Source organism: uncultured Campylobacter sp. (genome assembly GCF_938045225.1).
Lineage (GTDB): Bacteria > Campylobacterota > Campylobacteria > Campylobacterales > Campylobacteraceae > Campylobacter_A.
In genome coordinates, this window is record NZ_CALINL010000282.1 from 1 (window position 1) to 15578 (window position 15578).

The 15578-nt window shown below is 45.8% G+C and carries 15 protein-coding genes; 10 read left to right on the plus strand and 5 right to left on the minus strand.

What is annotated here, in order from left to right:
- The first annotated feature begins 157 nt into the window (after nucleotides 1-157).
- From Q0200_RS10080 to Q0200_RS10110, 7 genes are all read left to right on the plus strand, one after another.
- Nucleotides 158-925: a TSUP family transporter gene (locus Q0200_RS10080; protein ID WP_297940856.1), complete on the plus strand. Its 768-nt coding sequence runs from the start codon at nucleotides 158-160 to the stop codon at nucleotides 923-925.
- Between the two features lie 147 nt (nucleotides 926-1072).
- On the plus strand, nucleotides 1073-1780 hold the full coding sequence (locus Q0200_RS10085; protein WP_002953298.1) for a F0F1 ATP synthase subunit A: 708 nt from the start codon (nucleotides 1073-1075) through the stop codon (nucleotides 1778-1780).
- Nucleotides 1781-1906: 126 nt separating this feature from the next.
- The gene (gene gatB / locus Q0200_RS10090; RefSeq protein WP_297940859.1) at nucleotides 1907-3328 is read left to right on the plus strand and encodes an Asp-tRNA(Asn)/Glu-tRNA(Gln) amidotransferase subunit GatB; all 1422 of its coding nucleotides are present in this window, start codon (nucleotides 1907-1909) and stop codon (nucleotides 3326-3328) included.
- A gap of 217 nt (nucleotides 3329-3545) precedes the next feature.
- Nucleotides 3546-4436, plus strand: coding sequence for an NAD(P)H-dependent glycerol-3-phosphate dehydrogenase (locus Q0200_RS10095; protein ID WP_297940861.1), 891 nt, complete (start codon nucleotides 3546-3548; stop codon nucleotides 4434-4436).
- Nucleotides 4437-5388: 952 nt separating this feature from the next.
- On the plus strand, nucleotides 5389-6474 hold the full coding sequence (locus Q0200_RS10100; protein WP_297940863.1) for a glycoside hydrolase family 3 N-terminal domain-containing protein: 1086 nt from the start codon (nucleotides 5389-5391) through the stop codon (nucleotides 6472-6474).
- A gap of 415 nt (nucleotides 6475-6889) precedes the next feature.
- Nucleotides 6890-8209, plus strand: coding sequence for an amidohydrolase (locus Q0200_RS10105; protein ID WP_297940864.1), 1320 nt, complete (start codon nucleotides 6890-6892; stop codon nucleotides 8207-8209).
- Nucleotides 8210-8478: 269 nt separating this feature from the next.
- The gene (locus Q0200_RS10110; protein ID WP_297940865.1) at nucleotides 8479-8601 is read left to right on the plus strand and encodes a hypothetical protein; all 123 of its coding nucleotides are present in this window, start codon (nucleotides 8479-8481) and stop codon (nucleotides 8599-8601) included.
- Nucleotides 8602-8721: 120 nt separating this feature from the next.
- Here Q0200_RS10110 and Q0200_RS10115 read toward each other — a convergent pair whose 3' ends face one another.
- The 5 genes from Q0200_RS10115 to rarD form a co-directional block, all read right to left on the minus strand.
- Nucleotides 8722-9390 (minus strand): hypothetical protein, encoded by a 669-nt coding sequence (locus tag Q0200_RS10115; protein ID WP_297940866.1) that lies wholly within the window; start codon nucleotides 9388-9390, stop codon nucleotides 8722-8724.
- Nucleotides 9391-9401: 11 nt separating this feature from the next.
- Entirely contained in the window at nucleotides 9402-10682 is a 1281-nt protein-coding gene (locus tag Q0200_RS10120; protein WP_297940867.1) for a dihydroorotase, read from the minus strand.
- Nucleotides 10679-11611 carry an aspartate carbamoyltransferase catalytic subunit gene (locus Q0200_RS10125; protein WP_297940868.1) on the minus strand — a complete coding sequence of 311 codons (933 nt, stop codon included), beginning with the start codon at nucleotides 11609-11611 and terminating at the stop codon, nucleotides 10679-10681. The genes Q0200_RS10120 and Q0200_RS10125 overlap by 4 nt, the downstream gene beginning before the upstream one ends.
- Nucleotides 11612-11678: 67 nt before the next feature.
- Nucleotides 11679-12137: a hypothetical protein gene (locus Q0200_RS10130; protein WP_297940871.1), complete on the minus strand. Its 459-nt coding sequence runs from the start codon at nucleotides 12135-12137 to the stop codon at nucleotides 11679-11681.
- Between the two features lie 30 nt (nucleotides 12138-12167).
- Nucleotides 12168-13058 carry an EamA family transporter RarD gene (rarD, locus tag Q0200_RS10135; protein ID WP_297940873.1) on the minus strand — a complete coding sequence of 297 codons (891 nt, stop codon included), beginning with the start codon at nucleotides 13056-13058 and terminating at the stop codon, nucleotides 12168-12170.
- A gap of 163 nt (nucleotides 13059-13221) precedes the next feature.
- Between rarD and Q0200_RS10140 the strand changes: the two genes are divergently transcribed.
- The 3 genes from Q0200_RS10140 to Q0200_RS10150 form a co-directional block, all read left to right on the plus strand.
- Nucleotides 13222-14559: a class II 3-deoxy-7-phosphoheptulonate synthase gene (locus tag Q0200_RS10140; RefSeq protein WP_297940875.1), complete on the plus strand. Its 1338-nt coding sequence runs from the start codon at nucleotides 13222-13224 to the stop codon at nucleotides 14557-14559.
- Nucleotides 14560-14577: 18 nt separating this feature from the next.
- Nucleotides 14578-14742 (plus strand): hypothetical protein, encoded by a 165-nt coding sequence (locus Q0200_RS10145; RefSeq protein WP_297940877.1) that lies wholly within the window; start codon nucleotides 14578-14580, stop codon nucleotides 14740-14742.
- A 55-nt stretch (nucleotides 14743-14797) separates the two neighbouring features.
- Nucleotides 14798-15578 (plus strand): NAD(P)-binding domain-containing protein (locus Q0200_RS10150; protein ID WP_297940879.1); only part of this gene is annotated, 781 nt, incomplete at its 3' end.

Below are 15578 nucleotides of genomic sequence, written 5' to 3' on the forward strand. Positions count from 1 at the left end.
TACAAAATGGGCCGCAACTCAAACCGCTAAATTTAACCCTGTTCGGCAAAATTTACTCGCTGCTTTATTAAATTTTAACCGCAGCAAAACAAACAGCCGAATTTTATAAATTTTTTAAATTTTTCGTAGTATGATTTTGCTTTTTAAAGGGACGAAAATGGACTTTGACTTCGGCATTACGGCGTATTTGATATTTTTCGCGGCGGCCTTTGCAGCTGGTTTTGTAGACGCGATCGTGGGCGGCGGCGGACTGATCGCGCTACCCACAATCATGGCGATGGGCGTGCCGCCTCACGTGGCGCTAGCGACGAACAAGCTTCAGGGTACTTTCGGTAGCTTCACAGCGGCGCTAAATTTTGCTCGAAAAGGGATGATAAATTTCCGCGAAGTGTTTATCGGTATCGTTTTTACCTTTATCGGCGCGTGCGTCGGCACGGTGCTTATATTGTTTTTGAGCGCCGAGTTTTTGCGCGTTGTTATCCCGTTTTGTTTGATAGCGATTTTCATCTATACGCTTTTGATGCCAAAGGTCGGCGACGAGGACAGAGCCGCCCGTATGAACGCGCGAGCTTTTTACGTGATATTCGGGCTAATTTTAGGCTTTTACGACGGATTTTTCGGGCCGGGAGCGGGCAGTTTTTGGACGTTTGCGATGGTTGCGCTCATCGGGCTAAATATGAAAAAAGCCGTCGCGCATACGAAAATCCTAAATTTTACCAGCAACATCGTCTCTCTTGCCGTTTTTATCGCGGGCGGACAGATACTTTGGGCGGTCGGGCTTTTGATGGGTGCGGGACAGGTTTTGGGCGCGTATTTCGGTTCAAATATGGTCATGAAAAAGGACGTTAAATTTGTTAGAGTCGTGTTTTTGGCCGTCGTGGGCGCGACGATACTAAAGCTTGTTTACGATAGATTTTTCGCGTAAGCGCTGATTTTAAAAAACGATGTCGAAATTTGAGCTAAATTTGACAAAAAAGCTAAAATTTGGGCGAAATTTGAGGTAAGCTTAAAAAACTTTTAACATTTATTTGGATAAAATTGCCGTTAAATTTCATAAATCTAAGGTTAATCCATGCAAGAAAATTTGTTTTTGTTTACAGGTTGGATCGCTTCTTTGTTTACCGACAACGAGCACGTTATCCACGCGGTAAATTACGCGGGACATCTCGTTTTAGTCGCGATTATCGTACTTATCGTGGCAAAATTTGCAACTAAAAATTTGCAACTCGTGCCTCGCGGAACGCAAAATATCCTCGAAGCGTATTTAGAAGGCGTCGTATCCATGGGCAAGGATGTGCTAGGAAGCGAAGCGCTATCTAGAAAGTATCTGCCGCTAGTCGCGACCATCGGTTTGATCGTATTTGTAAGTAACATAATAGGCATAATACCTGGATTTGAGGCTCCGACTTCGAGCTTAAATTTGACCCTTACTCTAGCGCTCGTGGTTTTCGTGTTTTACCACTACGAAGGTATCCGCGTAAACGGCGTGGTTAAGTATTTTGCTCACTTCATGGGACCGAACAAATGGCTAGCTCCGATAATGTTTATCGTCGAGATCGTTTCGCATCTGTCTCGCGTCGTATCGCTTTCTTTCCGACTTTTCGGTAACATCAAGGGCGATGACTTGTTTCTTTTGGTCGTACTTGCTCTTGCGTCTTACGCTGCGCTTCCGGCATTTGTTTTGCTTACGTTTATGGCGTGCTTGCAAACATTTATCTTTATGATTCTTACTTACGTGTATCTTGCCGGCGCGATCTTGATCAGCCACGACGAGCACTAAAATTTAAATTTACGCGTCCGCCAGCCAAAATACGCTAAAAATCGGCGGGCGCAACCCCTTCTTTTTATCTAACTTAAATAAAAATCCTGCTAAAATAAACCCTAAATTTTAAATAAAAGGCAAATTATGTTTGAAGTCGTTATCGGGCTTGAGGTTCACACCCAGCTTAATACAAAAACTAAAATTTTCTGCTCTTGCTCCACGAGCTTCGGCGATGAGGCAAATACGCACGTTTGTCCGACCTGCCTGGCACTGCCCGGATCTTTGCCGGTACTAAACAAAGAAGCCGTGAGAAAGGCGATAAGCTTTGGCGCGGCGGTAAATGCGACTATAAATAAACGCTCTGTTTTTAACCGTAAAAACTACTTTTATCCCGACCTTCCAAAAGCCTATCAAATTTCACAGTTTGAGATACCGATAGTAGAAAAAGGCGAGCTTTTTATCGACGTAAACGGCGAGAAAAAGCGCATCGGTATCACTCGCGCACACCTTGAAGAGGACGCGGGTAAAAACATCCACGAGAGCGGACAAAGCCTAGTCGATCTAAACCGCGCGGGCACGCCGCTACTTGAGATCGTGAGTGAGCCTGACTTGCGTAGCTCCGACGAGGCAGTCGCGTATCTAAAAAAACTGCACTCGATTTTGCGATTTTTAAACATCAGCGATGCTAATATGCAAGAGGGAAGCTTTCGCTGCGACGCCAACGTCAGTATCCGCCCAAAAGGCGACAGCAAGCTTTATACGCGCGTCGAGATTAAAAATTTAAACTCGTTTAGATTTATCCAAAAAGCGATCGACTACGAAGTCGAGCGCCAAAGCGCGGCGTGGGAAGACGGCAAATACGACGAGGAAGTTTATCAAGAAACGCGCCTTTTTGATACCGTAAATTTAGTCACGCGCTCGATGCGAGGCAAAGAAGATAGCGCCGAATATAGATATTTTCCAGATCCCGACCTGCTACCCGTCGAGATCCCGGAGGAGATGTATAACGAAGCAATCAAGATCCCCGAGCTCGCCGAACAAAAGGTCGCTAGATACGAGCGCGAGCTGGGCGTCAAAGAGGATGACGCGCTGATTTTAACTAGCAGCGTGGAGACGGCGAAGTATTTCGAGGAGCTTGTAGAAGCTAAAATATCGCCAAAACTAGCCGTAACATGGCTCATCGTCGAGCTTTTGGGACGCCTAAAAAACGGCGCTACGATCGAGACATCGCCAGTAAATTCGGCTAAAATGATAGAGCTTTTGCGCCGCATAGAAGACGGTACGATAAGCGCTAAAGCGGCAAAAGAGGTGCTTGACTATCTCATGGAAAACGACGCGAGCGTGGACGGTGTCATCGAAAAATTGGGATTAAAACAGGTTAGCGACGACTCGGCCATCATAGCGATAATAGATCAAATTTTAAGTGCGAACGCCGACAAGGTCGCCGAATATAAAAGCGGCAAGGATAAGCTTTTTGGATTTTTCGTCGGTCAGACGATGAAAGAGGGCAAGGGCGCGTTTAATCCCGCAAAAGTAAATGAGCTTTTAAAAGAAAAACTAGGATAAATTTGACTTGCGTCGCCTTTTAGCGTTATTTGGCGACGCGTGTTTTTGGGTCAAATTTGGCCCAGAAAGTAAATTTGTAGCTCTAATTTTTTGTTTTAGAGAGACGGGCGGTGCGGTTAAATTTAAGTTGTTTAATTTTCGCAAAAGTAAGTTTCGGTTTGCAGGCGGCTCAGTCAAATTTAGCTAAAACAAACGTAAATCACAAAAAAGAGAAAAAATGAAAATAGCCATCATCGGAGCGGGGAAGTGGGGTAGCGCGCTTTTTCATGCGCTTTCGCAAAAAAACGACTGCGTCATCAGCTCGCGCAGACAGCTTGAAGGCGCGCATTTCGTGAATCTAGAGGAGGCGCTAAAGCGCGATCTGCTCGTCGTTGCCATACCTTCTCAGTCCGTTAGCGGCTGGCTAAAAGAGCATTTTAAAAACTTCGGACAGAAAATTTTAGTCGCCTCAAAGGGCATCGAAACCTCTAGCCTTCGTTTTTTAGACGAGATTTACGAACAGCACGTAGATGCGGCAAATTTGGCCTTTTTATCTGGACCAAGCTTTGCCAAAGAGATACAAAACGACCTCCCGTGCGCGCTCGTGATAAATTCCAAAAACGAAGCCCTTGCGCGTGAGATTTCAGGACTTTTTCCGCAAAATATCAAAGCCTATGCTAGTAGCGACGTTATCGGTGCGGAGATCGCGGGCGCGTATAAAAACGTCATCGCTATCGCGGGCGGTATCTGCGACGGGCTCGGGCTTGGCAACAGCGCTCGCGCCAGCCTCATCTCGCGCGGGCTTGTCGAGATGGCGAGATTTGGCGAGTATTTTGGCGCGCAGCAGCAGACGTTTTTGGGTCTTAGCGGAGCGGGCGATCTCTTTCTCACGGCTTCATCGGTGCTCTCGCGCAACTACCGCGTAGGCTTGGGACTTGCTAAAAACGAGAGCCTTAACAAAATCCTAAACGATCTAGGCGAGGTCGCCGAGGGCGTAGATACCTCATACTCGATAGAAAAGATCGCTGCTAGCAAAGGTATCTATACGCCGATAGTAAACGAGGTCGCGGCGATGCTGCGCGGCAAAGACGTGCAGGAAAGTCTAAGAGATCTACTAAGTAAAAAATAAAATTTGGTTTAAAGTCGTGCATTCTGCGAAGGCTCGCAGTTGCTATAAAATTTGAAAATTTGACGGTGGGCAGCGGTTTTTAAATAGCCGGCTTAAATAATCCAAATTTGCCGAATTTTTATGCTGGATTTGGATTTAAAGCACCGTAAAATTTGGATTCTGGCTAGTATTTAGTCTGTTTAAGTATAAAAATCCAATTTATGTCGTCAATTTAAATCTAACCAAATTTGCCGAGTCGGCTTTTTCTTTTAGTTCTTTTGAGTCAAATCTTAAAATAATTTTATTGCCCGAAACTGCGGATAGCGATAGCAAAAAGACATCTAGCTGCGCGTCGTCATTCGTGCATTTTATCTCTAAAATATTTCTCCAGCCTTTGCAAATGCGAAACCCCGTATGCTCGCGAGTGCTCGTATCAAGTATAAAAATAGAATTTAAATCAAATTTCGCTCCACTAAAGGCTATTAAGTTTTTGTTTGTTACGTATAAGCCTTTGTGGATCAAATTTACAATAAAAATATGTATTAATAACATGCAAAAAATAACAAAAATAGCAGCGCAAACCTTTAAAAATAGGCTTTGATCGGCGAAGTCTTTAGATATTACCGTATATATAAATACCGCTATACAAATCACGGCAAATATCAATTGAATAAAAAGATTTTTAATGTGTTTTCCTTATAATCACATAAAATATACTCATCTTTATTTAGTTTGATATCGTTTTTTGACGGGATATTTATAGCGCAATTAATATTTAAATTTATCATATATGCCCTTTTGACTAAATTTTAAACAATATTTTCAAAAATTATATCAAATATTTTATAAATGCCGATCTAAATTTGCGAGCGATCAATCGCAAAAAGCACCTCCCGCACCTAAATCCCGTTTCAATTTTCTTAAATTTATCCAAAATAGTGTAAAATCCGCAAAAAACAAAAAAAGGAAAGATATGAAAAAATTTATCGCCGCACTTTTTTCGGCTCTGTTTTTGGCGGGTTTGCCGACTGCGCTAAACGCTGCCGATGCGCAAGCGCAAGAAAAACCGACGCTTCGCAAAATGATAGCCCAAATGATAATGGTAAGCTTCAACGGCTCTGATCCCAAAACCGCCAAAGAAGCCGTCTCGGAGGCCAAATATCAGCGTTTTGGCGGCGTGATGCTGCTCGGTAAAAACATCTCGGACAAAAAGAACCTTACTGCGCTAACAAGCGCATTTAAAGAGGCGCAAAAAGGCATTTTTATCGCTATCGACGAGGAGGGCGGACAGATCACGAGATTTAAAGATAAGAGCGGATTTGAGACCTTTATCTCGGCGCAAAAAGTGGCAAAAACGCTCGATCTAGCCGCTGCGGGCGAGCTTTACGCTAAGATGGCGCAACAGCTAAAAGACGTCGGCGTAAACGTAAATTTCGCTCCCGTGGCCGACGTGCTAAATCCAAAATCCACCATCATAGGCTCGCGCGGTAGAGCGTTTAGTGCCGATATAGACGAGGTTTCGCTGTATGCGAACGAGTTTATGAAGGCCTCGCAAGCTCGCGGCGTGATAGCGGCGATGAAGCACTTCCCCGGCCACGGTAACGTCGAGGCCGACAGCCACACGGCAAAGGTCGTGATCGAAAATTTTGATTACACCGAGCTCAAGCCGTATTTTGACGCAGTTCGCAAAAACGAAGCCAAGATGATAATGGTCGGGCATATCTACCTCATGCAGCGCGACTCCGAGCTACCGGCCTCGATTTCGCCGGCGATCATCGACGGCTTGCTACGCGGCGAGCTCAAATTTGACGGCGTAGTCATAAGCGACGACATGCTCATGGGCGGACTAAAGGACTTTACGCTACAAGAAAAGGTGATAAACTTTATCAACGCGGGCGGCGACGTGATGCTCTTTAGCGACTACAAGATAGACGGGTGCAGGACCGCAGAGCTCGTCACGCAGCTAGTCGTGGACGCAGTGGGCGCCAAGCAGATACCAAAAGAGCGTATCGAGGAATCCTACGAGCGGATAATGAAGCTAAAAGGTAGCTTAAAATAGGTTGCTTGAAGGGCAAATTTGAGCTTTTGCGCGGAGTTTATTTTGCGACTAGTCAGTCGCGCGGCGGCTGAAGTTAAATTTGCCTCTTTGTCTTGTTTTTTAAATTTTAGTTCAAATTTGACGACATTATAAATTTGAACTCAAATTTAACGCCCTAAATTTGTCTTAAAAACCGCTCAGCCAAAAATATAAATTTACCTCGCAGTACCCGCACCGTTTTGGCGCAAATCACGGTTTAAAAAACGATCAAAGTATCCACTGGCTAAAAATCAAATTTACGCCAAACAAGTCGGCTCGCGAAAATCAGCATTAAATTTATCATTATTTGGCTCAAATTTTAAGCTTTTAAAATTAATCTTGATGTATAATATATCTTTAAGTAAAATAATAAAAATTCCGAATTTGAGGAGCAAAAATGGACGAGGTAGCAGCAAAAGTCGAAGCGCTAAAAGACGAAATGGTGAAAAATAGGCGGTTTTTTCACTCTCATCCCGAGACTGGATTTTTCACGTTTTTTACGACGGCAAAGATCGCTAGCGAGCTAAAAAAGCTCGGCTATAGCCTAAAAATGGGACGCGAGATAATGAAGCCCGAAGCTAGAGCAGGTCTTGGCAGCGAGAAAGACAAAGAAAAATATCTAGAGCGTGCAAAAAGCCTGCTAAGCGTCGATGAGCGCGAGTTTTTACCCGTGATGGAGGATGGGCTAACGGGCGTGGTGGCCGAGCTTGATACGGGCAGGCCGGGCAAGACGCTTGCGTTTAGATTTGACATCGACGGCGTGGACGTGACCGAGAGCAAGGATGAGGCGCACAGACCGTTTAAAGAGGGCTTTAGAGCCGATATAGACGGCATCACGCACGCCTGCGGGCACGACGGGCACATCACGATCGGCCTAGCGATGGCTAAACTCATCGCGCAAAATTTGGACGATTTTAAAGGCAAATTTAGATTTATATTTCAAACCGCCGAGGAGGGCACCAGAGGCGCCGTGCCGATGGAGCAAGCAGGCGTGCTAGAGGGCGTGGACTACCTACTGGGCGGCCACATCGGCTTTCAGGCAAAGACTAGCGGCGGCATCATCTGCGGTACGAACAAGCTTCTTGCGACGTCGAAATTCGACGTAAATTTCACGGGCAAGTCGGCTCACGCGGCAGGCGCTCCGCAGGAAGGGGCAAACGCTCTGCTAGCCGCAGCGCAGACGGCTCTAGCCATGCACGGTATCACGCGACATGCTGACGGCGTCACGCGCATAAATGTGGGCGTCTTGCGAGCGGGCGAGGGGCGAAACGTCATCGCGCCAAACGGCTACATCGCCTGCGAAACGCGCGGCGAAACGACCGAGCTAAATGAGTTTATGTTTCAAAAATGCATGGACATCGTCGCGGGCGTCGCGCAGATGTACGGCGTGCAGTACGACGTGAAGCTAACCGGCGGCACTAGCGGGGGCGATAGCAGCGAAGAGATCACCGATATCTATGAGCGCGCCGCGCGCCAGTCGCCTTTTATCAAAGATGAGCTCATCGTGCGGGATCTAAATTTCGGCGCTTGCGAGGATTTCGCGCATTTTATGCACGCCGTGCAAAAAGCAGGCGGCAAGAGCGGCTACCTGATGATCGGCACCAAGCTGGCTGCAGGTCATCACAACGGCGCGTTTGACTTTGACGAGAGCGCGCTGCTATCGGGCACGGACGTGTTTTTGCGCTCGGCGTATGCGATAAACGGCAAGGACGCGTGAGGCTAAATTTGAACCGAATTTGACGAATTTGCGTCGCTTGCGCTCGGCTTGATCGGTTTTTTATCATCGATTGAGCTGACGCGGCGGCGTAAATTTGTCTGTTGTGGCTTTTAAATTTGGTAAATTCGGCGGTTAAATTTGCTCTGCAGCCGGTCGTAAATTTGAGTAAATAAAAAGCCGTTTGGGTTATAAATTTGGCAAGTTAAATACAGCACTTAAAATTGCGTGGCGACAAGGCAAATTGATTAGCTCTAAAATTAAGCAAAAAGATGTATACAAAGTCGGTTAAATTTGACGGCAAATTTAGATTTATAAATTTGAGCGGCGATCAAGAGATAAAGCACGCCTTGTATTTTGCTCAAATTTGCCGACGCCAAAACCGCAAATTTTAAAGATGCAAAAAATTAATTCAAAAAACTTTTTGCCTATTTATTATCTTGCCATCTATAAATTTTTGTTGATGGTTTTAAGGCAGAATGAGTACTAATGGTTAATTCTGCCTTAATTTTAAATTACTGTTTGAAGTCTTTTACTGTTTTAAAAAAACGTTTTAGATCATTTTTTATATTTTCTCTGCGACGATATGCTCGAGATATATACATTGGATGATAAAAAGTTTTTTCTATATCATTTTCATAAAATTCTTTGATTTTTGATGGCATTGACTCAAAAATATTTTGAGGAATTTTTCTTATATAATCATCTTGATGATATAAAATATCATCAGGAAATCCTATATAGGTTGGTTTGTCTGCTATAAAATCTGCAATATTTGGAGTAATAATATATGGATTGTCGTCTTTAGGTATACTGGCAAGAGTTTCGCTTAAGTTCGGATTGGCTATATTAAAAGCATTAAAGAGTTGAATGACGCCGTTTAACTGTAGTGGCTCATTGGTAATATAACTGCCATTAAAAATTTTTTCAACTACTCGCATAGTAGTATCAACACTAAACTCATGCCAATTTAAATCATTAAATTTTCGCACTTTAAAAGAAGAACCAAAAAAAGTTTTTATTGATTCTTTTGAAATTTCATCAATTTTTCTCACCGGCTTAGAACTCCCTGGGTTTGCCAAAACAATATTTCCAATATGCGCAAAACCATCTCCCAACTGTAGAATAGTATTTAATCTGTACTTAAGTCCATTCAATTCAAAATACTGTGCATATACTTTCAATTTTAATCCTTTTACGCCACGACGTTTGGAAACTCAAACACCGTTTTTCCGCTTTTTATCGTGATTACCGCCGCGCCTTTTAGCGTCTTGCCTAGCAGCGGGGAGTTTTGGGATTTTGATTTATTTAGGTTTTTGTCGTATAGATACTTGAAATTCGGATCGATTATCGCGATGTCGGCGAGGTAGCCCTCCGCGATCACTCCCTTGTCCTTTAGTTTTAAAATTTTAGCCGCATTATAGGACGTGAGAGCCACCATCTGCTCGATACTTATCACGCCGTCGTTTACCAAATCTAGCGTCATGGGCACGAGGGTTTGTAGGCCGAGTATTCCAAAAGGCGCCTTGTCGAATTCTAAAAATTTCTCGTCGTTATGGTGCGGGGCGTGGTCGGTCACGATGACGTCGATTAGGCCGCTTTTTAGCCCCTCTCTGATCGCGTCCACGTCTGATCTGGTGCGAAGCGGCGGCGACATTTTAAAGTTCGTATCATATCCTAGCAGCTCGTCCTCTGTGTAAGTAAAGTGGTGCGGAGTCGCCTCGCAGGTCACGTTTATACCGGCCGCGCGAGCCTGTGCGATGAGCTTTAGCGACCACTCGGAGCTAACGTGCGCGATGTGGATGTGGCCGCCTGTTAGCTTGGCTAGCAGTAGATCGCGCGAGACCATGATCTCTTCTTGCTCGCGCGGCATGCCTTTGATGCCTAGTATCGCCGAGACGCGGCCTTCGTTCATGTGGCCGCCGCGGCATAGCGAGCAGTCCTGGGAGTGGTTGATGACGAAGCTACCGAAGTGCTTTGAGTATTCAAGCGCGTATCTCATCACGTCGCTGCTAGCTACCGGTAGACCGTCGTCGCTAAACGCCACTGCGCCGGCCTCGGTCATATCGCCCATCTCTACGCACTTTTTGCCGTCCATCTTGCTAGTTATCGCGCCGATAGGCAGTAGGTCGATGAGGCCGCGAGCTTTTGCTTTAGCTACCATATCGCGCGTGACGACGGCGTTGTCGTTTACTGGATTTGTATTTGCCATCGGGCAGCAGGTGGTTACGCCGCCGGCGACTGCGGTTTCAGAGCCCGTGTTTATGTCGTCTTTGTACTCAAGGCCGGGATCGCGAAAGTGCACGTGCATATCGATAAGGCCCGGCATCACGAGCTTGCCGCTAGCGTCTATTATTTTATCAGCCGCAGGTTCGTCAGTGGTGATTAGAGCTATCTTGTCGCCCTCTATCAGGACGTTTGCTTTTTGCGAGCCGTTATGATTTACGATCGTGCCGTTTTTTATGAGAGTTTTCATTTTGCGCCTTTGTTTTTGATGAGAGTATCTAGGATCGCCATCCTGACGGCGACGCCGTTTTCGACCTGATTTAGCACATGCGAGTAGCGCGGATCATCGGCTACGTCGGAGTTTATCTCAACGCCGCGGTTTATCGGGCCCGGGTGCAGGATCATGACGCCCTCTTTGGCGTATTGCATTTTACTAGCGGTTAGGCCGAAAAATTTGGAGTATTCGCGCACGGACGGAAATGCGATCTCATCGTCCTGACGCTCGAGCTGGATACGTAGCATGATGATGACGTCCGAGTCCTCGACGGCCTCGCGCATATCGGAGCAAATTTGACAGCCAAAAGCCTCCATGCCAGTTAAAAACATCGGCGGGCCAAAGAGCTTAACCTTGGCTCCGAGCGTTTTTAGGACGTAGATATTTGAGCGAGCTACGCGGCTGTGAAAGATATCGCCGATGATGGCGACCGTGAGATTTTCTAGGCTGCCGCGATTTTCCAGTATGGTAAAAAGATCAAGCAGCGCTTGGCTAGGGTGTTCGTTTAGGCCGTCGCCCGCGTTTACGACGTGAGCGTCGGTATTTTCAGCTATAAATTTAGCCGCGCCCGAGCTGTAGTGGCGCACGACTACGATATCCGTTTTCATCGCGACGATGTTGTGGACGGTATCGATGAGCGTTTCGCCCTTTTTGGTGCTGGAGCTTGAGGCGGTGAAATTTATAGCGTCGGCTCCTAGGCGCTTAGCCGCGATCTCAAAGCTCGTTCGCGTCCTAGTCGAGTTTTCGAAAAAGGCGTTTACGGTCGTTTTGCCGTAGAGCGACTTGGCTTTTTTGGTCTCGGAGTTGTTTAATGCCTTAAACTCCTTGGCTAAATTTAGGAAATGGTAAATTTCGTCTTTGGTTAAATTTGCAGCTGTTACGAGGTCTTTTTTGGTATAGCTCATCCGTTTTTTTCCTTAGAAAGATAGAGTTAAATCAAAAAAGCGATATTACCCCGTTTTTACTTAAGATTTAATTTTGCAGCTTGCTAAACTCCGCGCCCAGACGCTCTCTAATCTCGTCGCCCGCACGCTCGCCGTCTTTAAAGTTTTCCGTGACGAGATCGTCTAGGCGGCTTAGCACCTCAAAGAGCTCGCTTTCCCATTTATCGGGGTTTCTAGCAGTGTTCATCGTCTCGATAAACGTCAGCTTCTTGCTCATCTCGCTTAGGCTTTCTAAAAATTTTTCTTTTAGATCCTCGTTTTTTAGGGCGTCGTCGTAGAGCGCTTTCATCTTTAGTTCTCTTAGCTCGCCGTTAATGATCTCGCAAAAATCTTTATACTTTTGCACCGAAATTTGACGTACGGCCTCTGGGGAGTTGTTTGCTAAAGTACCGTTCTCATCGATCTTTCTCGTTATTTTTTGTATCTGCGTATAGAGCACGAGCGCGGCTATAACGCAGATGACGGCGTAAAATGCGATAGATGACATTGTTTTTCCTTTTTTGATTTAAATTTGCGGTTATACTGAAATTTTGCTTTTTTTACTATAAATCGCGCCAAAGCTAACCACCGCAAGCGCGCTCCAGATCAGTAAAAACGACAGCGCCTTAAGCGCGCTAATTTGCTCGCCGTAGTAAAAAACGGCAAGCAAAAGCTGCATAGAGGGCGAGATATACTGCAAATAGCCGATCGTGCTCAAATTTAGCCTAGTAGCCGCCGAGTTAAAAAGCAAAAGCGGCACTACGGTCGCAGGCCCGCAAAGAGCGATCAAAAGCCCAAACCACGAAAAGCTAAAGTGATTTTGTCCGCTAGCGGCTACGAAAAATAGAGCGACGAGCGCAATGGGAGCTATGAGCGCGGTCTCGACGAAAAGTCCCTCTAAAGACGGCACGCTAAGGCGCTTTCTAATAAGCGAATAAAATCCAAACGTGATAGGTAAAATGATAGAGATGATAGGCAGGCCGCCTGCGTCGTAAATTTGCACTCCGATAGCGACAAAGACGATAGCGATGGCAAATTTACCCGCGCGCGATAGCTTTTCTTTTAAAATCAGCACGCCAAGGAGCATATTTACGAGCGGATTTATGAAGTATCCCAGGCTAGTTTCCACGATCTTTCCGATATTTACGGCGTAGACATAGATCCACCAGTTGGCGGCAATGAGAAGCCCCGTGACAAACAGCCAAAACGTAGTTTTTTTGTTGCTTAAAATTTTCTTTGCGGCGCCTAGTTTGCGGCTAAATTTAAGCAGTAAAAATAAAAGTAGCACCGACCAAAGAATGCGGTGAGCGACGATCTCGGTAGCCGAAAGCGCGCTGAGTTGTTTAAAATAAATAGGAAAAATGCCCCAGATCATAAAGACCGACAGGCCGTAGATGAAGCCGATTTTGGTTTGATTTTTGTCTTGCATTTTTCCGCTTTTTTTGGCGAAATTATATTTATTTGTCGTTAATCAAAGCTTATGTGGCTCAAAAATGCGCAGCGAGGGCAAATTTGGGGCTAAAATTTGAAATTTTATCTGTAATAAAATTTCTTTTAGCTAAAATCGGCGTTATTTTTAAAAAGGTTTAAAGATGTGGAGTAGAGATTCGTGGAGAAAATTTAATATCTTGCAGCAACCAAGCTACCCCGACGAGGTCTTGCTAAAAAAGGCCGAGGATAAGCTAAAGACGATGCCGCCGCTAGTTTTTGCCGGAGAGGCTAGAAACCTAAAACAAGATTTGGCCAAAGTTTGCAACGGCGAGGCGTTTTTGCTACAAGGGGGCGACTGCGCGGAGAGTTTTTCAAATTTCAACGCCGTAAATATTCGCGATATGTTTAAAGTGATGTTACAAATGGCGATCGTTTTGACGTTTGCCGGACGTTGCCCCGTCGTAAAAGTAGGGCGCGTGGCGGGTCAGTTTGCCAAGCCTAGAAGCTCGGACTACGAGGAACAAGGCGGCGTAAAGCTACCCAGCTACCGCGGCGACATCATAAACGGTTTTGAATTTAACGCCGAGGCTCGCGTGCCCGATCCAAACCGCATGATCGAGGCGTATTATCAAAGCGCATCCACGATGAACCTACTTCGCGCCTTTTCTCGCGGCGGTCTAGCCGATCTGCACGAGGTAAATCGCTGGAACTTAGGCTTTATCAAAAAACCCGAGCTTGACGCTAAATACGGCGAGTTAGCTAGGCAGCTGAGCCAAACTCTAGCATTTATGGGGGCTTGCGGTATAAACGCCTCAAACACTCCCGCGCTTAGCGAAACTAAGGTCTACACATCGCACGAGGCGCTTTTGCTGCCGTACGAGGAGGCGCTCACTAGAGAGGATAGCCTTACCGGCGACTGGTACGACTGCTCAGCGCATATGCTCTGGATCGGCGAGCGCACGCGCGGCGTAAACGATGCTCACGTGCATTTTCTAAGCGGCGTGCACAATCCTTTAGGCGTAAAGATCGGACCAAACGCAACCGTGCAGGACGTCATCGCGCTCGCAAATGCGCTAAATCCACAAAACGAAGCGGGTAGACTGAACGTAATAATCAGAATGGGTGCCGATAAAATCGGCGAGCGGCTGCCTAAAATCCTACGCGAAGTAAAGCGCGAAGGGCTAAATATCGTCTACAGCATAGATCCTATGCACGGCAACACGATAAAGGCAGCAAACGGCTACAAAACGCGCGAATTTGACAATATCCTAGCCGAAGTGCAGAGCTTTTTCGAGATACATAGAGCCGAAGGTACGCATGCGGGCGGCGTGCATCTAGAGATGACGGGCCAGGACGTGACCGAGTGCACGGGCGGGTCGTTTAAACTAAACGAGGATGATCTGGCGCACAGATACGAGACGCAGTGCGATCCGCGCCTAAACGCCGACCAGTCGCTAGAACTAGCGTTTTTAATCGCCGAGTTTTTAAAGAAAATTTAGCTTTAGCGGGCGTAAATTTTGATGAAATTTGCGCCTATTAAATTTGACGCGCTTCAAATTTGGCTCTCAAATTTACCGAATTTAAACAAGTCAAATTTGATCCCGCTCGCCTTTTATCTTTCAAATTTGACCGCTTTTTCTGCTTTTAAATTAAATTTACCCCAAATTTCGCGAATTTCTTAAAATTTAATACAATTTTCGCTACATTAATGAAAAATTATCAAATCGGAGAGAATCAATGAGCGATGTTTACGACATTATCGTGATAGGCGGCGGCCCTTGCGGCATCGCGACCGTCGTAGAGGCTAGAGCCAATGGATTAAAAAAAGTTTTGCTTCTCGAAAAGGGCGACAACCACAGCCAAACTATAAGAAAATTTTACAAAGACAATAAGCGCGTGGATAAAGAGTATAAAGGTCAAGATAGCACCATCCACGGCATCGTATCCTTTGAGGACGGTACAAAGGAGAGCACGCTTGATTATTTCGATAAGCTGCTAGACGAGGAAAAGATCGAGGCCGTGTTTAACTCCGAGGTCGAAAGCGTAAAGAAAAAGGACGGTTTGTTTTTCGTGCACACCGCAAAGGGCGACTATCAAGCCAAAAACGTGATGATAAGTATCGGTAAAATGGGGCGTCCGAACAAGCCGGACTATAAAATCCCACCTTCGCTAAATAATGTTATAAATTTTAACCTAAACTCCTGTTCTAGCGGCGAAAAAGTCCTCGTAGTAGGCGGCGGAAACTCTGCCGTAGAGTACGCTATCGAGCTATGCCAATACAACAAAACGACGTTGGCTTACCGCAAGGATAAATTTAGCCGCGTAAATGACGTAAACGTAACGGCGCTGTGGGAACTAGAAAAAGCAAATAAGCTAAAAGTGCGGCTGAATCACGACATCACCGAGATCGAAAACGAATCCGGACGCGTGAGGGTGCACTTTTCAAACGGAAAAATAAGGGTCTACGACAGGGTCGTCTACGCTATCGGCGGCTCGACTCCGGTGGATTTTCTACAAA